This is a genomic window from Comamonas avium (assembly GCF_014836675.1).
Taxonomy (GTDB): Bacteria; Pseudomonadota; Gammaproteobacteria; order Burkholderiales; family Burkholderiaceae_C; genus Comamonas; species Comamonas avium.
In genome coordinates this window covers 207,001-226,003 of sequence record NZ_JACSQK010000007.1, presented here as the reverse complement: position 1 = coordinate 226,003, position 19,003 = coordinate 207,001, and the positions used below count along the sequence as shown (strand labels likewise).

The following is a 19,003-nucleotide window of genomic DNA, read 5'->3' as shown; positions in this document are numbered from 1 at the left end:
GCAGGGGTTTTTGTTTTAGCGGTGAGGGAAAGCGTACTTAGTGCTCAAAAGCAAAATCACAAAAAATAAGAGCGCACGTAGTGCGCTCTTATTGAATTTCAGATAGTTATCTATCTAAAACTAAATGCAGGAGCGCGTAGAGCGCTCCTTTTTTATTTGGTTTCTGCGGGTGCATGAATGGCATCTGCGCCATGTTTCTCACCGCTCATATCTACTTGGTCGCCAAATTGCATGATCATATAAAGAGAAATGGCCGCAAAAATGGCGAAACCTACAGCAATTTTCCACATAACAGTCTCCTAAATATCGTATTTAAAAATTTGCGAGCAGGCCATAAAAAAAGCCCCAACTCGAAAGAGTTGAGGCTTAAACCTTGGAGCAAGCCCTGCTTGAATTAAACCAAGCAGGCATTGCAGAGAGCTTACGCTCGCTTAGAACAGGTGGCGAACACCCACTGCGATAGAGCGGAAGTTGTCACCGGCAGTGGTAACGCCATAAGCAGCATCATCACCATTGTTGATTTTGGTGAAGTAGCCGTACACCTTGGTGCGCTTGCTCAGGTTGTAGTTGTAGCCCAGTGTCCACTGGGTAGCAGATGTTTTGGCGCCAGACAGATCGCCCTTGTAAGCTTGTGCACGACCAACGTTGGCGTGGAATTCAGAAGCACCCAGGGTGTACATTGCGGCCAGGCGGTAGGCGTGGCGCTTGGTGTCCAAGTTGATGCCGGTAGCAGATGCATCAGCCTTGTAGTACTGGTAGTAAGCGCCCAGTGTCAGAGCATTGATGGAGTAGCTGGCACGCAGACCCAGTTGCTGCTCTTTCACATCAAAGGCACCGTCAGTCTTGGCACGGGTGTAGCCCAATCCCAGACCCAAGGGGCCGTTGTTGTAGTTCAAAGATGCATCAAAAGCGCCTTTGTGTTCGCCTGCCACTGCGAGCGTGTTTGTGCCATCGCCAGGCAAGGCTGTATTGCGGTTAGCTTTTTCACCAAAGCCGTAGTTGAATTCTGCAGTCATGCCACCGAATTCAGGCGAGCGGTAAGAGATTTGGTTGCCTTCAGGGAAGACATAGGCATACAGCGCATCAGCCGAAGTACCGGTGTCATGGTTGTGCATGCTGATGTAGTCTGCGGTGGCCAAATAAGAGCCAACGTTGAACTTGCCCAAACGCACGGTACCGAAGTTGCCGGACAGATTGATTTCGGAATGGCGTTGGAAGTTGATGCCTGCGCCAGTGCTGCCTGTGCCATCGTCGGAACCGAAGTTGCCTTCCAGTTGGAAGCCTGCCTTCAAACCGTTGCCAAGATCCTCAGTGCCGCGGAAGCCGATGTACGAGGAATTGCTGTTCATGACCGACTTGCTTTCGTCACCAATTTTTTGGTGCTCAACAGTGGTGTTGATACGGCCATACACGTTTACGCTGCTTTGGGCCAGAGCGGCCGATGTGCCGCAGACGGCCAGAACGGCCAACATCAGGCGAGTTGTCTTCGTCATGTTATTTCCTTGGGTGGGTTTGAAGGTAGCCAGTAACTTGGGTGTTAGACACATTCACCGGGCTAGACAAATTCTAGTTTTGTGCGACCTGATAGGGGTAATTCAAGTGAATATTTGATGACATGTGACGCATTGCAACAACAAAGCTGCTTGGCATGCACCATCAAGATTCAGTGCTATCAATAAAACGCCCCGCTAAAGAGCGGGGCGCACCAAAAAGGGTTGGCTTATGAGGTGGCTGATTAGTCGTCAGCGTAGATGTCTACATCCTTGGTGTCACGCAAGAAGAGTGTGCCAACGACGACGGTCACGCCGGCGATGATGATGGGGTACCACAAGCCGTTGTACATATTGCCGGTCTGAGCAACGATGGCAAACGACATAGTCGGCAACAAACCACCAAACCAGCCATTACCAATGTGGTAGGGCATGCTCATGGATGTGTAGCGGATGCGAGTGGGGAACATCTCCACCAGGATGGCAGCGATGGGGCCGTAGACCATGGTGACCAGCAGTACCAGGTAGAACAAGATGCCGATCATCAGCGGCTTGTTCATCTTGGCAGGGTCGGCCTTGTCTGGGTAGCCAGCAGCTTTGAGGGTTTCAGAGACGGCTTTGCTGAATTCGGCGCTCTTGGCTTTGACTTCGTCAGGGCTCAAACCGACGATGCTGTAGCTTGGAATGGTGACATCACCAACCTTGACGACCGCAGTGCTGCCTGCCGGTGCATCTTCAGCGTCATACGACACAGAACGGCTTGCCAGGGCTTGCTTGGCCACATCGCAAGAGCTGGTGAATTTGGCTGTGCCAGTGGGGTTGAACTGGAACGAGCATTCAGCAGGGTTGGCAATGATCACAACGTGCGAGTTCACTTGCGCAGCCGCCAGGTCAGGGTTGGCTGCGTGGGTCAGCGCCTTGAACACAGGGAAGTAGGTGAATACAGCCAACGCGCAGCCCAGCATGATGATGGGCTTGCGGCCAATTTTGTCAGACAGGGTACCGAAGACTACGAAGAAAGGCGTGCCCAACAGCAGAGCTGCTGCAATCATCAGGTTGGCCGTGACTGCGTCTACTTTCAGTTGCTGTGTCAGGAAGAACAGCGCGTAGAACTGACCGGTGTACCAGACCACGGCTTGACCAGCCGTCAGACCGACCAAAGCCAGCAGCACAATCTTCAGGTTTTTCCATTGGCCGAAAGATTCGGTCAGAGGAGCCTTGGAGGTCTTGCCCTCTGCCTTCATCTTCTGGAAGGCTGGGGACTCATGCAAGGTCATGCGGATCCATACCGAAATCGCCAGCAGCAAGATGGAGACCAGGAAAGGAATGCGCCAGCCCCAGTCAACAAACTTTTCTTCGCCCAGGCCAGTGCGTACACCCAAAATTACCAGCAGCGACAGGAATAGACCCAAGGTTGCTGTGGTTTGAATCCACGATGTGTAGGCGCCGCGTTTGCCTTGAGGGGCGTGCTCTGCCACATAGGTGGCAGCACCGCCGTACTCACCACCGAGCGCCAAACCTTGCAGCATGCGCAGGGCAATCAGAATCACCGGAGCTGCAACACCAATGCTGGCGTATGTTGGCAAGATGCCCACGATGAACGTGGAGATACCCATGATCAGGATGGTCACCAAGAAGGTGTACTTGCGACCAATCATGTCACCCAGGCGGCCGAACACCAGCGCACCAAAGGGACGAACGATAAAGCCTGCTGCAAATGCCAGCAGCGCAAAAATGAAGGCGGAGCCTGCATCCAAACCGCTGAAGAACTGCTTGGCAATAATGGCTGCGAGCGAGCCGTAGAGGTAGAAGTCATACCACTCGAACACGGTGCCGAGGGATGAAGCAAAGATCACTTTGCGTTCTTCTGGCGTCATGGGCCGGTGGGCGGCTGCGCCCTTCGGTCCTACGCCGTTTGCAGCGTTGATGGCCATGTTGTTGTCTCCTGAATGTGTTTATGTGAGCCGCTATGTGCGGGCAATCACATTTTTGGAGTCAGTACTGACCGGCTTCTGACGCGAATCCAACATGGGCTTGCGTCAAACTGACGCGGCTCTGACAATTTCAGGTCTAACCCGCGCTTGCCATTTCGCTATGTGGCAAACGGTAAATTGCCTAGAAGCAATGGCCGGATCTGAAATCAGGCCAAACCCGAGGAAATGGTGTTGGCGTTTTCCCATGCCTCGGATTGAAACCAGGGGCTGCCGCTTAAAAAATCGCGCAGCATGGGCAAGCTGTCCAAGCCCCAAAAAATCTGGCCTTTCACCTCGAATGCGGGGACCCCAAAGAGGCCCAGTTCGGAGGCTTTTTCGGTATTGCTGCGCAGCCAGAGTTTGGCTTGTTCTACCGCCTCTGGGGTTGGGGGCAATTGCGCTTGAAGCTGCGCTTGCAGTTGTTGCAAGCGTGCAGTGGAGATGGCATCGTTGCCACCTTCCCAGACATGGCGAAAGATGGTTTCAGTAACAAAACGGTTGGTACTGCCATCAGTGCTGGTTTGCAGTGCCAAACGCAGCAAGGGCAGGGGATTGAATGGGTGTGCAGCAGGCGTTTGCAGGGGAATGCCCATCTGCTGGCCCAGCCATGTTGCATGGCGGTAGGTCCATGCACGCTTTGCTGGAATTCCTACGGGGCCGGGATTACCGTGTTGCTGCAGTAAGGCTGCCAACAGTACAGGCCGATACTCCACCCGGTAGCTCACACCCGCCAGAGTCTGTGGCAACTGCTGAAAAGCCAGCCAGGCATAGGGCGACACAAAATCCAAGTACATGGTGATGTGGTGCATGTCGGCATTCCTCTCGGGTGATGGTTCAGACGGTTGGATAACAACGCTCTTTGATCTTCAGCCAGATCTGGCGCTGGGCGCTGGCGTCACTGCTGCCCCAGGCGCGCAGCTCTTCAAGCGTGCGCAGGCAACCTTCGCAATACTGCCGTGCAGCGTCCATGCGGCACACAGAGACGCAGGGCGACGGTGGTGCAACCGTTGCATCGGGTGCAAGCAGGCGGTTCAACTCGACCGTGCGTAGCTTGCGCAGCAATGCTTTGGGCGCAGGGGGGATGGCATGGGACACTTATACAGACTCCACCACAGGGGGTTGCACGATATCGACGATGGGCGCTTGGGTCAGTGATTGCAGATCCTGCAAGCTGAGCGCGAATACGGCATGGGGGTGGCCCGCAGCAGCCCACAGTACATCAAAACGCTCCAATGTGCTGTCAATCAAGGTTAAGGGTGGGTGCAGGTGCGCGACAGGACTGACGCCGCCAATCGAAAAACCTGTTCGTGCTTTCACAAACTCGGCGTCTGCACGACCAATCTTTCCGATCAAGGCTGCCAGCTTCTTTTCGTCCACACGGCGATCACCTGCGGCGATGACCAGTACGTGGGCCCCATCTTCCTTGCGTTTGAAGATGACGCTTTTGGCCACTTGCCCAACCAAAATGCCCAGCTGGTCTGCCGCCTCCTGGGCGGTACGTGCCGCGCCATTGAGCATCCGAGGGCTGTGAGGGTGGCTGGCCGTCTGCAGAAAATACGCAACGCGTTGCACACTGTCTGGCAAAGGATGCACTTCAGAGCCGCACATATCAAACGGTCTCGCACACCGCAGCACTGGTGCGCTTGGCCAGCAAGGCCTTGGCGACACGTGACTGGGTCGGGCGGCCCAGTGCCTGGCTGATGAACTCGCCGGCATCTACCAGCTTGTCTAAATCCACTCCGGTTTCGATACCCATGCCATGCAGCATGTAGACCACATCTTCAGTAGCAACGTTCCCTGTGGCACCCTTGGCGTACGGGCAGCCACCCAAACCTGCCACGGCAGTATCAAACTGCCAGACACCCATGGCCAGTGCTGCCAGGGTATTGGCAACAGCCTGGCCATAGGTGTCGTGGAAATGGCCTGACACGTCATTGATATCAAAGTGCTGCAAAGTGGCTTCCAGGGCTTTGCGCACCTTGATGGGGGTGCCCACGCCAATGGTGTCTGCCACGCCAATATGCTGCACACCGATGTCTTTCATGAGCTTGGCCAGATAGCCCACTTGTGCGGGGGCGACATCGCCTTCGTAAGGGCAGCCTACCGTGCAGCTCATGGCTCCACGCACATAAATGCCTGCAGCATGGGCGGCGGCTACCACTGGCGCAAAGCGTTCAATGCTTTCAGCGATAGAGCAGTTGATGTTTTTTTGACTGAATGCCTCGCTGGCAGCGCCAAACACCACGATTTCATCGGGTCGGGACAGCAGCGCAGCTTCAAAGCCTTTCATGTTGGGCGTCAGTACCGAATAGCGCACATCCGCACGGCGTGTGATGCCTGCCATGACCTCGGCGTTGTCTGCCATCTGAGGCACCCATTTGGGCGAGACAAAGCTGGTCACTTCAATCTCTTTGTGCCCAGCTTCTTGCAGGCGGTGCACCAGCTCAATCTTGACCGCCGCAGATACGGGCTGCTTTTCATTTTGCAGACCGTCGCGGGGGCCCACTTCAACCAGTTTGACGCGGGTGGGGTAGGACATGTGTGTTTCCTCCTGGGTATGCAAAAAAGTGATCAATAGCCGCGTTGGGTATCGACCATGCCCTGCACGGTTTCGCCACGGCTCATGGCGGCCACTTTGCCCACAATTTGCGCAATGCTTTCTTCGCGCAGGGTGCGGGCAGAGGTGTGCGGGGTCATGGTGATTTGCGGCACCTTCCAGAAAGCGTGGTCGGCAGGCAAGGGTTCCTTGCGGAACACATCCAGCAGAGCGCCCGCCACGTGGCCTTCTTCAATCAGAGCGATCAGGTCTGCATCGACCAAATGCGCGCCGCGCGCTACGTTGATGACGTAGGCACCGGGGAGCAGTTGCTGCAGCGTGCTGCGATTGATGACATTTTCGGTGTCTGGTGTCAGGGGCAGCAGATTGACCAAAATACGTGTGCCACGCAAAAACTCGGTAAAGCCCGCTTCGCCGCTGAAGGTGTGCACGCCATCGATCTGCTTGGCCGAACGGCTCCAGCCGCGCACGGGAAACTCAAACACGCCCAGTGCCTTGGCCACGCGCTCGCCCAGCACACCCAGCCCCATTACGCCGACGGGAAAGTCAGCACGCATCTGGGGCTTGCGAAAGGCCCAGTTGCCCGCTTTCATATCTGCCTCATAGCCATCCAGTTCGCGGAAATGGCGAATGACCGCTTGCGTCACATACTCAGCCATCTGAACCGACATGCCGGCATCGTCTAACCGCACCACCTTGGCATGGGCAGGTAGCTGCAGTTTGAGCAGTCCATCCACCCCGGCACCGATGTTGAACAGGCCTTTGAGGCCCGGCTGTTCATCCATGAATTGCTGGGGCGGTGCCCAGACCACGGCGTAATCTGCCTGTGGTGCGCCGGGCGCCCAAACGTCAACCTCTGCATGCGGCAAGGCCGTACGCAGTCCCTCCAACCAAGGTTCGGCCTTGGTGCCCGTGCAGCAAAAAGTGACTTTCATGGCCGCTGAGGGTACAGGCTGGTGCGCTCGCCGTCTGTCATGCTGGTTATGGTTTTCAAAAAAAGGAGCTGCTAGCGCTTCTGTTTCAAGCATTTCAGATGCATTTGTATTTGAAGATGGCTGTCATCAAGCGCTAGAAGCTCTCATTTTTTTAAGGACTCTCAGGCGGCTGCGGTGGCTTCAATGCGGATCAGCTCCGCTCCTTCGGTGACTTGGTCGCCAGGGGCGTACAGCAGCTCTTGCACCACACCATCGGCTGGGGCGGCAATGGTGTGCTCCATCTTCATGGCTTCCATCACAGCCAGAGGCTGGCCCTTGGTGACCGTGTCGCCAGCCTGCACGGCAAACGACACCACCTTGCCAGGCATGGGCGCTGTCAGGCGACCGCCTTCGCTGTGGCCTTCGCCGGCGTGGGCCAGCGGGTCTTGCAGCTCCAGCATTACCGCGCCACGGGGCGTAAAGATGTGGCGTGCGTCGCCCGCTACATGTACGTGTGCGCTGGTTCGCTCATCGGCAAACATGACTTGCAATCCGCCGCAGGCATTGTCAGTGGCCGCGCGCCACTGCAAATCACCTCGGGTGGTGTTGCCGCCCTCAGTCACCTGTAGTTGCAATGCGCCGTGGCGGCCATACGTCAGTACCGCAGACACGGTGGCGCTGCCATGCAACCATTCAAAGCCGCGCTGCACGGTGGCGTGCGGCTGCCAGCCATCGCGGCGGCTGAACGGGTCATGGCCTTGCAGCGCTTGTTCAGCCTGCAACTGGTGTGCCACGGCCACTGCTGCAGCCAGCGGCAGCGGCAAGGCGGTCTGATCGAACAAGGCGGCTTTCTCGCGCTCGATCAAGGCCGTGTCCAGCTTGGCCTGCGCAAAAGCGTTGCTCTTGACGACATGGCGCAAAAACTGCACGTTGGTGGCCAGACCCACGATCTGCGTGTGTGCCAGTGCAGTGTCCAGTCGTGCCAGTGCCTGCTCACGGGTGTCGCCGCGCACGATGAGCTTGGCAATCATGCTGTCGTAAAACGGGCTGATGGCATCGCCTTCGCGCACACCATCGTCCACGCGCACATCGCTGATGGAAAAACTGCTGCACGCCGGCTTGCGGTACACCTGCAGCGTGCCGGTAGCGGGCAAGAAACCGTTGTCCGGGTTTTCGGCACAAATCCGCGCCTCGATGGCGTGGCCGATGATTTTCAGCTCGGACTGCTGCTTGGGCAGGGCTTGCCCTGCGGCCACGCGCAATTGCCACTCCACCAGGTCTTCGCCAGTGATGGCTTCGGTGACGGGGTGTTCTACCTGCAGCCGCGTGTTCATCTCCATGAAATAAAACTGCATGGCATCGGGCTGGTCGTAGCCGCCGGGCTGCTCAACGATGAATTCCACCGTGCCTGCGCCCACATAGTTCACGGCCTTGGCTGCGGCCACTGCAGCGTTGCCCATTTTCTGGCGCAGCGCTGCGGTCATGCCGGGGGCGGGGGCTTCTTCCAGTACTTTCTGGTGGCGGCGCTGTACTGAGCAATCGCGCTCAAACAGGTACACGCAGTTGCCCTGGGTGTCGCCAAACACCTGAATTTCGATGTGGCGTGGGCGCAGCACGTACTTTTCCACCAGCACCGCGTCGTTGCCGAAACTGTTGATGGCTTCGCGCTGGCAACTGGCCAAGGCTGCGGCAAAGTCCTGGCTGTGCTCGACCAGTCGCATGCCCTTGCCACCGCCACCAGCGCTGGCCTTGATCAGCACCGGGTAACCCATGCGGTCGGCCTCACGTTGCAGCAGGGCAGGATCCTGATCGGCTCCGTGGTAGCCGGGCACCAGTGGCACGCCGGCTTTTTCCATCAATTGCTTGGATTCGGCTTTCAGACCCATGGCGCGGATGGCGCTGGCTGGAGGGCCAATGAACACCAGCCCTGCGGCCTGGCAGGCGTTGGCAAAGTCTTCGTTTTCGCTCAGAAAGCCATAACCGGGGTGAATGGCCTGTGCGCCGGTTTGCTGGGCCGCCTGCAAAATGCGCTCCCAGCGCAAATAGCTGTCTTTGGGCGCACTGCCGCCAATGTGCACGGCCTCGTCGCAGGCTGCAACGTGTTTGGCCTGGGCATCGGCGTCGGAATACACCGCTACGGTCTGGATACCCAGACGGCGTGCCGTTGCGGCAACCCGGCAGGCGATTTCACCGCGATTGGCAATCAAAATCTTTTTAAACATGCTTTGTCTCCGTGTATCTGTATTTTTGGCCTCTAACGCTGATGAAAAAAAGCGCTAGTAGCTATGTTTTGGGAAGGGCTGGAGGTGGGGGCGAATCGTTCGATCCCATCCAAGCTTTGAGCCTGCGAATGGCAGCTTTGAGAAAGCGCCACAGCAACCAAGTGACGATCCACATGGCAATGACGGTCACCACCAGCAGCACGGCGAACACCGCAGGGCTGGTCAGCGCCAGCCACACTGCGCCGACAGCTGCGGTGTCTTCTGCCAAGCTGGCGCCTACGTTGCTAAAGGGTTCGGGGCTGGTGTTGATAAGGGCGCGGGTGGTGGTCTTGGCCGCCTGGCTGGTAGCAGCCAGCGTGCCGCCCATCAGTGCGGCAAAGGTGGCCATGGTGGCGTTGTCGGCGCCAAATACGCCAGCGGCCAGCGCCGCACCGGCGGGTACGCGCAGCACGCTTTGCAGCAAGTCCCACAGCGAATCTACGCCCGGTATCTTGTCGGCGAAAAACTCCACAAACAACATGCCGCCACTGGCCACCAGCATCAGCGGATGCTCCAGCACATGCAGGCCACCGGGCAATACCATCCACCCCGTTGCACCCAGCATGCCAACGACGAACACCACCACATAGAGGCGAAAGCCACTGGCCCAGCCCAAGGCCGCTGCCAAGGCCAGCAGGCTGGCCACATCCATGCCACTGGCCGCCTGGCCAACGGTGGTTGCCACGTCGCTGGCGCTGTTGAGCACCGCCGTGCCCGCTTGCTCTACGGCTTCGCGGTTGGGGTGCAGGCCCACGCTGTGCAGCCATTGGAGGATGGAGTCCCAGACGTTGTTCATGGGGTGGTGCTCTCAGGCAGTTAGAACGCTTTCACGATAACCAAGCCGGCTTGCGTTTGCCCAGAAAAGCTTGCACACCCTCTTTGCCTTCATTGCTGGCGCGGATGTCGGCAATGCTCTCAACGGTCTGGCGTGTGAGCTGGGGGGTGATCTCGCGTTCTGCTGTCTCCAGCACCAGCTGCTTGCAAGCGCGCACAGCGGCTGGCCCGGCTTGCAGCAGGTGTTTGAGCAGGCTGTCCACCGCGTGGTCCAGCTCGTCAGCGCCTACCACCTCATGTACAAAACCCATGCGCAGCGCCTCGGCGGCGTCAAAGCGCTCGCCGGTCAAAAAGTAGCGGTGCCCGGCACGCGGGCCCATGGCACGCAACACATAGGGGGCGATGGTGGCTGGGATCAGGCCAATCTTCACTTCGCTCAGGCAGAACTGGGCTGTCTCCACCGCCACAGCCATGTCGCACGCGGCCACCAGACCCATGCCGCCGGCATACACATCGCCTTGCACGCGGGCAATCGTTGGGTGGGGGCAGGTGTAGATGGTGTGCATCATGGCGGCCAGCTTGCCGGCGTCCACTACGTTTTCTTCGCGGCTGTAATCCGCCATGCGGCGCATCCAGTTGAGGTTGGCTCCAGCACAAAAGGCCGGGCCTTCAGCGGCCAGTATCACGGCGCGCACATCAACATGCTGGGCCACGGTTTCAAAGGCGGCGGTGATTTCGGCAATCACTTCGTCGCTGAACGCATTGCGAATTTCAGGCTGGCTCAGCGTGATAGTGGCAGCGCCAGCGTTGATGGTCAGGGTGACGGGGCGGGTCATGGCTTGCTCCTGGTGGCTGAGGTCTATTACATGCGGAACACGCCAAAACGCGTGTCATCGATAGGCGCATTGCGGCTGGCAGACAACCCCAGCGCCAGCACGCGGCGAGTATCGGCAGGGTCGATCACGCCGTCGTCCCACAGGCGGGCGCTGGCAAAGTAGGGGTGGCCCTGATCTTCGTACTGCTGGCGGATAGGGGCTTTGAAGGCTTCTTCTTCAGCGGCTGACCACTGACCGCCTTTGGCTTCAATGCCGTCACGTTTCACAGTAGCCAGCACGCTGGCGGCCTGCTCGCCACCCATCACGCTGATGCGTGCGTTGGGCCACATCCACAGAAAGCGTGGGCTGAAGGCGCGGCCACACATTCCGTAGTTGCCTGCGCCAAAGCTGCCACCAATGATGACGGTGAACTTGGGCACCGCCGCAGTCGCAACCGCCGTCACCAGCTTGGCGCCGTGGCGTGCAATGCCTTCGTTTTCGTATTTGCGGCCCACCATGAAGCCGGTGATGTTTTGCAGGAATACCAGCGGAATCTTGCGCTGGCAGCACAGTTCGATGAAGTGCGCTCCCTTTACGGCTGATTCGCTGAACAGAATGCCGTTGTTGGCAATGATGCCCACTTGCATGCCCTCGATACGGGCAAAGCCGCACACCAGCGTGCTGCCAAAACGGGCCTTGAATTCGTCAAACACGCTGCCGTCAACCACGCGGGCGATGATCTCGCGCACATCAAACGGCTTGCGGGTGTCGGTGGGGATGACACCGTACAGCTCTTGCGCGTCAAATAGTGGCGCTGCTGGAGCATGATCTGATGGGTTGGCAGCCTTGTTCTTGTTCAAATTCTTCACGGCAGTGCGGGCCAGTGCCAGTGCATGCACGTCGTTTTCTGCCAGATGGTCAGCCACGCCGGACAGGCGCGTATGTACATCACCACCGCCCAGGTCTTCGGCACTGACGACCTCGCCAGTGGCTGCTTTCACCAGCGGGGGGCCGCCCAAGAAGATGGTGCCCTGGTTTTTGACGATGATGGATTCATCGCTCATGGCTGGAACATAGGCACCACCCGCCGTGCACGAACCCATCACTACGGCAATTTGCGCAATGCCTTGCGCACTCATGTTGGCCTGGTTAAAGAAGATGCGACCAAAGTGGTCACGGTCAGGAAAGACATCATCCTGATTGGGCAGGTTGGCGCCGCCGGAGTCCACCAGATAAATGCACGGCAGCTGATTTTGCTGGGCAATCTCTTGGGCGCGCAGGTGTTTTTTGACCGTCATGGGGTAGTAGGTGCCGCCTTTGACGGTGGCGTCGTTGCACACCACCATGCAGTCCACGCCACTGACGCGGCCAATGCCCGCAATCAGGCCTGCACCCGGAGCATCGTTGCTGTACATGTTCAGCGCAGCCAGCGGAGCCAGTTCTAGAAATGGTGTGCCGGGGTCCAGCAGTTGCTGCACGCGGTCGCGCGGCAGCAGCTTGCCGCGTGCCAGGTGCTTGGCGCGTGCGGCTTCACCGCCGCCTTGTGCAATCTGCGTGCAACGTGCGCGCAATTCATCCACAACGGCCTGCATGGCGCGGGCGTTGGACTGAAAGTCCGCCGAGCGCGGATTGAGTTGGCTGGTCAAAATACTCATGCTGTCTCCTGGTGTTTCCTCGGGTTTACCCGATATTTACCCATGGTCTTTGTGCCCGTCTGACACTGGCGCGCGAGTGCACGCCCAAAAATGTTCTATGCATACTGTTGAAACCGTCTTGCTCGTGCTGATGCTGGGGGCCCTTACGGGCATCGCTGCGCGCTATGTCCGAGCCATACCGCTGCCCCTGATTCAGATTGCCATCGGCGCACTGATCGCCTGGCCCCAAAAGGGTTTGCACATTGCGTTTGATCCTGAGCTGTTCATGCTGCTCTTCATTCCGCCGCTGCTGTTTGCCGATGGCTGGCGCATTCCCAAGCGCGAATTCTTTGCTCTGGCCAAGCCCATCTTGCTGCTGGCACTGGTGCTGGTGCTGTTCACGGTACTCGGTCTGGGCTACCTCATCCACTGGATGATTCCCAGCATGCCGCTGCTGGTGGCGTTTGCACTGGCAGCCGTGGTCTCGCCCACCGATGCGGTGGCCGTATCGGCCATCACGCGTAACCTGGGCATGCCGCACAAGACCATGCATATGCTGGAAGGAGAGTCGCTGCTCAACGATGCCTCGGGTCTGGTGGCCGTGAAGTTCGCCGTGGCGGCGGTGCTCACAGGGGTGTTTTCGTGGAGCAATGTTGCCAAGGACTTCATGTGGATGGCCCTGGGCGGCCTGGGCGTGGGCGCTGCCATGGGCTGGGGTTTCAGCTATGCCCGCGACACCATCACCCGCCGGGTGGGTGATGTGGCGGCAACCCAGATGGTGCTGCTGCTGGTGCTGCTGCCGTTTGCCTCGTACATCGTGGGCGAAAAGATTGGCGTATCGGGTATCTTGGCCGCAGTGGCTGCGGGTATTGCTACCAATTTTGCTGATCTGGATCGCTCCAACTTCATCTCGGAGCGGTTGCAGACCGAGGGCACCTGGAGCATGGTGGAATCCGCTTTCAACGGTGCCATCTTCTTGCTGCTGGGCTTGCAGCTGCCTTCCATCATGGGCACGACCATCTTGCACTCCGGTCATGAATGGTGGGCGCTGCTGGGCTATGTGGCGGCCATTTCGTTCGCGCTGCTGTTTGTGCGCTGGCTGTGGATTACCGTTGGCGTGCAGCGCGCACTGCGCAAGGCGCACCAAGAAGGAAAGATGGCCGAGGCCCCCTCCAAATTGCTCAATCTTGCCACCACCATGGCGGGTATTCGCGGTGCGGTCACGCTGGCTGCGGCCTTGTCTATCCCTGTAGCGCTGAGTGATGGCACCCCGTTTCCCGAGCGTGACTTGCTGATCTTTCTGGCCACTGGCGTGATCTTGTTCACGCTGGTGCTGGGTGCCATCAGCCTGCCCCTGATTTTGCGCTGCATGCCCGCGCATGAAGACACCGAAACGCAGCAAGAAGAGCGCTTTGCGCGCACGGCGGCGTGTAAGGCAGCGATTGTCAGCCTGACGATGACCGAAGAAGACTTGCAACAGCACGACGAGCAATGGGTGGCCCAGTACCAGGAGGTGGTGGGGCGCATCACGCAGGAATACCGCAACCGCATTCACTTGCTGGATGACACGGGCATAGCCAATTCCACCGAGGCCCAGCGCGATACGCCGGAAATGGTGCATGAGCGCCGCCATCGCTATGTGAAAGAGATGGAGCTGCGCCTGCACTGCATTCAGGTGGAGCGTGACACGCTGTATGCCGAGCGACAGGCACATCGCATCAACGATGAAACCTTGCGTGGCATGGTCAGTGAGCTGGACATGTCGGAGGTGTCGCTGCGCAAGCGTCTGGCCGTGTCGCGCAAAGCGGCAGGTATCCCTGCCGCAGATGCGGAGCACTGAGGCGGGGGGCGTAGCCATGACGGGGGCGCTGCACATAAACGGCGGTGTCTCCTGAGGATGGGGCGCAGGTTGCAAAACCTGCCGCCTTTTTTATGCCACCAGCTTAGGGCAAGTCAGGGGGCAGAAGGCGTCGCAAAGGTTGCAATAATTGCCACATGAGCACCCCTTTGCTGATTCCGGAAAGTGCCGGTATCCACCCCGCCGTGACGCCCATGGCCTTTGTGCATGCGGTATTACAGGCATATGCACAGCGCGGCATCGTGCCGGACGCCGCCTTGCAGGCGGCACAGATTGCGCCAGCCGCTTTACAAGACCCGCAGGCGCGTATTACCGCGCTGCAGATGGAGCATTTGTGCGGCACGGCAATGCGCGAGCTCGATGACGAGGGGCTGGGCTGGTTCAGCCGTCGTCTGCCCTGGGGCAGTTATGGACTGCTGGCACGGGCCAGCATCAGCAGTCCGTCGCTGGGGCTGGCGATAGCTCGCTGGTGCCGCCACCATGGTCTGCTGGCTGCCGACATCACCCTGCAGCTGCTGGTGGATGGCAGCCAGGCACGCATCACACTGCGTGAGGAGCGCGATCTGGGGGATTTGCGGGAGTTTTGCGTACTTTCGGTGCTGCGCAATCTGCACGGCTTTGCCAGCTGGCTGGTAGACAAGCATCTGCCAGTGCACCAGGCCAGTTTCCCCTACCCAGCCCCGGGACATGCCGATGTGTATGGGCGGCTGTTTGGGGCTCCGGTGCAGTTTGCTGCCCCAATGGCCTGCATTGAGCTGGATGCGCAATGGCTGCAACTGCCCGTAGTGCGCGATGAGGCGGCCCTCAACACCATGCTGCAGCGTGCCTTGCCACTGCAGGTACGCCCCTACAAGCCTGCACAACCTTTGGTGCAGCAGGTGCGGCAAGTGCTGGCCGCGCATCCGCAGTGTCTGCATACGGCGGCCAGTGTCTGCGCCCAGCTACACATCGCGCCGCGCAGCCTGCACCGGCAGTTGCAGGCGCAGGGGAGCAGCCTGCAGCAGCTCAAAGACGATGTGCGCCAGCACCGTGCCCTGCATTTGCTGCAGCGCAGCGACATGCCCATCAAGCGCATTGCCCAGTCCTGCGGTTTTGCAGGAGAGAAAAGTTTTATCCGCGCTTTTCATGGGTGGACGGGGCAAGCCCCGGGTGCTTATCGACAGGCGCAGCGCCGGCGCTGAAGCCTAAGGCTGCTGGCGCTATGCCACACTGAGGGCATTGGCCCCAAGAAAACCATAGCTGGTAGCAGCCGCTGCACCAGCACCAAAGGTCTGCAAGGCTTTCAAAATATTTGTTTGAGGTTGTATGCCCAACGTTGCCCCTGCCAGCGCTTTCTCCCACTGGCTCACACCGCGTAGCTTGCTGCGCATTTCTGTGGTGGTAGCGCTGATCACCATCGTGCTCAAGATGATGGCCTGGCAGCTCACCGGTTCGGTCGGTTTGCTGTCTGATGCGCTGGAGTCATTTGTGAATCTTGCGGGTGCCATGTTTGCGCTGGCCATGGTCACGATTGCCGAGCGCCCAGCCGATGACGAACACCCTTACGGCCACCACAAAGCCGAATACTTTTCTGCAGGCTTTGAGGGTTTGCTGGTGGTGGGGGCCAGCGTTGCCATCATCTGGGCCAGCGTTGACCGCTGGCTGCACCCTCAGCCGCTGGAGCGTCTGGACTGGGGGCTGGGCCTGTCAATGGTCAGCACAGTGCTCAATGGTGGGCTGGCTTGGTTCATGTTTCGCAGTGCGCGTGTGCACCGATCCATGGCTTTGCAGGGCGATGCCAAGCACCTGATGACTGACGTTTACACCTCGGTGGGCGTGGTGCTGGGTTTGGGTCTGGCCCATGTCACAGGCTGGGTCTGGCTGGATGCCGCTGTGGGCTTGCTGGTGGGCCTGAATATTCTGTGGCACGGAGGGCAACTGGTGTGGAATTCCTCGCAGGGGTTGATGGATGTAGCGGTGGAGCCTGCGCAGTTACAAGTGATTGAAGCCGTGCTGACACAGGAAGCGGTGGCGGCGCAGGCCGAAACCGGTGAGCAAATTGTGTTTGACAGCCTTACCACCCGGCAGGCGGGTGAGCGCAGCTTTGTTGACCTGCACCTGCACGTGCCCGGGGCATGGAGCTTGTCGTTGGCTGCCCGCTGGCGCGACCGCACCGAGGCAGCGCTGATGGCCCGCGTGCCCGGGCTGCGCGCCCGCATTGAGCTGCTGCCGCGTGGCGTAGACACCGTGTATGAGCGCCAGGAAAGTGCTGCCGATTGACCCAGCCCCAACGCGGCAAGGGCTGCCCCCGGATAATTGCACCCATGACTACATCGACCAGCGCCCCTAGCGCAAACTCCGGCGCATTCTCGGCGCTGACGCTGCTGCCCTCGACCCTGCAAAATCTGCAGGATCTGGGCTATGTGCAGATGACCCCCATTCAGGCTGCCAGCCTGCCCCTGACACTGGCTGGCCGCGATTTGATCGCCCAGGCCAGCACTGGCAGCGGCAAGACCGCCGCCTTTGGCTTGCCCTTGCTGGAGCGACTGAACCAGCGCTGGTTTGCCGTGCAAGGCCTGGTGCTGTGCCCCACGCGCGAGCTGGCTGACCAGGTGGCTACTGAAATCCGCCGTCTGGCGCGGGCGCAAGAAAACATCAAGGTTGTCACCGTTTACGGTGGCGTGCCCTCGCGCAACCAGATCGCCAGTCTGGAAAACGGTGCCCACATTGTGGTGGGTACTCCCGGGCGTGTGATGGACTTGATTGACCGGGGTGCACTCGATATCTCCAACCTGCAAACGCTGGTGCTGGATGAAGCCGATCGCATGCTGGACATGGGCTTTTACGCCGACATCGAAACCGTGGTTGAGCAATGCCCTGAGCAGCGCCAGACCCTGCTGTTCTCGGCCACCTACCCTGATGGCATTGCCTCGCTGGCCAAACGCTTCATGCGCGAGCCTGAGATGGTCAAAGTGGCCGCCCAGCACAGCGCGCACAAGATTGCCCAGCGCTGGTACGAAGTACCAGCCAAGCAAAAGATCGATGTGGTGGTGCAAATGCTGGCGCACTTTCGCCCTGAATCCACCATCGCGTTCTGCAACACCAAACAGCAGTGCCGCGATGTGGTCACTGAGCTGCAAGCACAGGGCATCAGCGCCCTGGCACTGTTTGGTGAGCTGGAACAGCGCGAACGCGACGAAGTGCTGGTGCAGTTTTCTAATAAGAGCTGCAGCGTACTGGTTGCCACCGATGTGGCCGCACGCGGGCTGGACATTGCCAACCTGTCTGCCGTCATCAACGTCGATGTGACGCCGGACGCCGAAATTCACATCCACCGCATCGGCCGCACGGGCCGCGGTGATGCCGAAGGTCTGGCACTGAACCTGGTCTCCATGGACGAGATGGTGTTCGTGTCCAAGATCGAGCAAATGCAAGAGCGTGCCTCGGAGTGGTTCCCGGTGCAAGAGCTGACGCCTGCAGAAGGTGGCCCGTTGCTGCCACCCATGAGCACCATCCAGATCATCGGTGGCCGCAAGGAAAAAATACGTGCTGGCGACGTCATGGGTGCCATGTGCGCGGACTTCGGCTACAGCCGTGACCAGATCGGCAAGATCAGTGTGAATGACTTTTCCACGTATGTGGCTGTGGATCGACGGATTGCTGCTGCTGCTTGCGACAAGCTCAACAATGGGCGGGTGAAGGGCAAGAGCGTACGTGCTCGGGTGCTGTAAAAATCTTTTCAGGTTTCGCTCGAAGGCTCATAACTTAGGTTGTGAGCCTTTTTTGTTTTATGACTGTCTTTGAGGTCTGGCGCTTATTTGGCTGTCGCTAGTGGCTCTGTTTTTATTGTTGTTGTGGCATTGCTGTTCGAGGCCGGTAGTCGACCGGCAGCGACCCGGTTTCTTTTGTCTTGCCAAAAGAATCCAGGCAAAGAAAAGGCGCGCCTTGCAGACGGCTTGTCCAGCAGAACCCACTGCGCGCTTGCAGCGCTGCGTTCCGGGTAGAGGTGTGCACTTCTTTTGCTGACTTTTCTTGCGCAAGCAAGAAAAGTCAGTCACCGCCGCGCGATAAGCGGTCAGTAAAATTTAAAACCAGCATAAGAGACAAATCAGCCTCTAATGCTTACGCAGAAAGCGCCGGCTGCTCATAAATCCATGAGCGCTGGCGCTAAGTGTGATTGAGCAAAGCCCCAGCCAAAGTCAGCACAGGGCAGGTGCTGAAAAAATTACTTCAGCAAATCCTGAACCTGCCCCAAAGCTGTCTGACCACATTGGTCATCCAGATGACCACCGGGCGCGCCGGCAATGCCTACGGCGCCGATCACTTCATTGCCCACTTTCACGGGCAAGCCACCTCCTAGCAGCAGATAGCCGGGAATGTGTACCAAGTTGGCGGCGCCGGGGTTTTTCTGGCTGCCTTCCATCATGGCCAGGGTGCTGTTCTTGGCGGAGGCTGAGGTGTATGCCTTCAGGCGGCTGCCTTCCAGGGTGTGGGGGCCAGCGTTGTCGGCACGCTGCACGGCGCGCACGGTGCCGGCGCGGTCGACCACGGTGGCGGTGACGGCGTAGCCGTTGGCGGTGCAGGCGGCCACGCTGCGGGCGGCGAGGTCGTTGGCCAGCTCCAGCGACATGTTCTTTTCAGTGCGCACGGCTTGCGCTTGCGCGGCGGTGCCCAGCAGGCACAGGGTGATGGCGATGGCTGTGGTGGAAATGCGTGGCATGGTAAAGCTTTCTACTAAATGGGGACGC

17 protein-coding genes are annotated in these 19,003 nt (G+C 58.9%); 4 read left to right on the top strand and 13 right to left on the bottom strand.

Features of this window, described 5'->3' with window-relative positions:
* Positions 1–152: 152 nt before the first annotated feature.
* The 12 genes from H9646_RS15470 to H9646_RS15415 form a co-directional block, all read right to left on the bottom strand.
* Complete coding sequence (locus H9646_RS15470; protein WP_191724273.1) at positions 153–290, bottom strand: hypothetical protein; 138 nt, start codon at positions 288–290, stop codon at positions 153–155.
* A 141-nt stretch (positions 291–431) separates the two neighbouring features.
* A complete protein-coding gene (locus tag H9646_RS15465; protein WP_191724272.1) occupies positions 432–1,493 on the bottom strand; it encodes a porin in 1,062 nt (353 codons plus the stop codon).
* A 242-nt stretch (positions 1,494–1,735) separates the two neighbouring features.
* Positions 1,736–3,424, bottom strand: a complete 1,689-nt coding sequence (locus tag H9646_RS15460; protein ID WP_191724271.1) for an MFS transporter — start codon at positions 3,422–3,424, stop codon at positions 1,736–1,738.
* A gap of 206 nt (positions 3,425–3,630) precedes the next feature.
* Positions 3,631–4,272, bottom strand: a complete 642-nt coding sequence (locus H9646_RS15455) for a DsbA family protein (protein ID WP_191724270.1) — start codon at positions 4,270–4,272, stop codon at positions 3,631–3,633.
* Positions 4,273–4,297: 25 nt separating this feature from the next.
* Positions 4,298–4,558: a DUF1289 domain-containing protein gene (locus H9646_RS15450; protein WP_318244933.1), complete on the bottom strand. Its 261-nt coding sequence runs from the start codon at positions 4,556–4,558 to the stop codon at positions 4,298–4,300.
* Positions 4,559–5,071, bottom strand: coding sequence for a YbaK/EbsC family protein (locus tag H9646_RS15445; protein ID WP_191724269.1), 513 nt, complete (start codon positions 5,069–5,071; stop codon positions 4,559–4,561).
* A 1-nt stretch (position 5,072) separates the two neighbouring features.
* A complete protein-coding gene (locus H9646_RS15440; protein WP_191724268.1) occupies positions 5,073–6,002 on the bottom strand; it encodes a hydroxymethylglutaryl-CoA lyase in 930 nt (309 codons plus the stop codon).
* A 32-nt stretch (positions 6,003–6,034) separates the two neighbouring features.
* Entirely contained in the window at positions 6,035–6,955 is a 921-nt protein-coding gene (locus H9646_RS15435; RefSeq protein WP_191724267.1) for a 2-hydroxyacid dehydrogenase, read from the bottom strand.
* Positions 6,956–7,116: 161 nt separating this feature from the next.
* A complete protein-coding gene (locus H9646_RS15430) occupies positions 7,117–9,156 on the bottom strand; it encodes an acetyl/propionyl/methylcrotonyl-CoA carboxylase subunit alpha (RefSeq protein ID WP_191724266.1) in 2,040 nt (679 codons plus the stop codon).
* A gap of 61 nt (positions 9,157–9,217) precedes the next feature.
* Entirely contained in the window at positions 9,218–9,991 is a 774-nt protein-coding gene (locus H9646_RS15425) for a DUF4126 domain-containing protein (protein ID WP_191724265.1), read from the bottom strand.
* A 31-nt stretch (positions 9,992–10,022) separates the two neighbouring features.
* Positions 10,023–10,805: an enoyl-CoA hydratase/isomerase family protein gene (locus H9646_RS15420; RefSeq protein ID WP_191724264.1), complete on the bottom strand. Its 783-nt coding sequence runs from the start codon at positions 10,803–10,805 to the stop codon at positions 10,023–10,025.
* Between the two features lie 26 nt (positions 10,806–10,831).
* The gene (locus H9646_RS15415) at positions 10,832–12,439 is read right to left on the bottom strand and encodes a carboxyl transferase domain-containing protein (RefSeq protein WP_191724263.1); all 1,608 of its coding nucleotides are present in this window, start codon (positions 12,437–12,439) and stop codon (positions 10,832–10,834) included.
* 97 nt (positions 12,440–12,536) lie between these two features.
* Between H9646_RS15415 and H9646_RS15410 the strand changes: the two genes are divergently transcribed.
* The 4 genes from H9646_RS15410 to dbpA all read left to right on the top strand — a co-directional run bounded on the left by H9646_RS15410 (position 12,537) and on the right by dbpA (position 17,986).
* Complete coding sequence (locus H9646_RS15410) at positions 12,537–14,258, top strand: Na+/H+ antiporter (RefSeq protein ID WP_191724262.1); 1,722 nt, start codon at positions 12,537–12,539, stop codon at positions 14,256–14,258.
* Positions 14,259–14,413: 155 nt separating this feature from the next.
* Positions 14,414–15,457 carry an AraC family transcriptional regulator gene (locus tag H9646_RS15405; protein WP_191724261.1) on the top strand — a complete coding sequence of 348 codons (1,044 nt, stop codon included), beginning with the start codon at positions 14,414–14,416 and terminating at the stop codon, positions 15,455–15,457.
* A gap of 124 nt (positions 15,458–15,581) precedes the next feature.
* Positions 15,582–16,535: a cation diffusion facilitator family transporter gene (locus tag H9646_RS15400; protein WP_191724260.1), complete on the top strand. Its 954-nt coding sequence runs from the start codon at positions 15,582–15,584 to the stop codon at positions 16,533–16,535.
* A gap of 44 nt (positions 16,536–16,579) precedes the next feature.
* Positions 16,580–17,986, top strand: coding sequence for an ATP-dependent RNA helicase DbpA (gene dbpA / locus H9646_RS15395; protein WP_191724259.1), 1,407 nt, complete (start codon positions 16,580–16,582; stop codon positions 17,984–17,986).
* Between the two features lie 494 nt (positions 17,987–18,480).
* Here the strand turns inward: dbpA and H9646_RS15390 are convergent, their stop codons facing one another.
* Entirely contained in the window at positions 18,481–18,975 is a 495-nt protein-coding gene (locus H9646_RS15390) for a GlcG/HbpS family heme-binding protein (protein WP_191724258.1), read from the bottom strand.
* Positions 18,976–19,003: the final 28 nt, after the last annotated feature.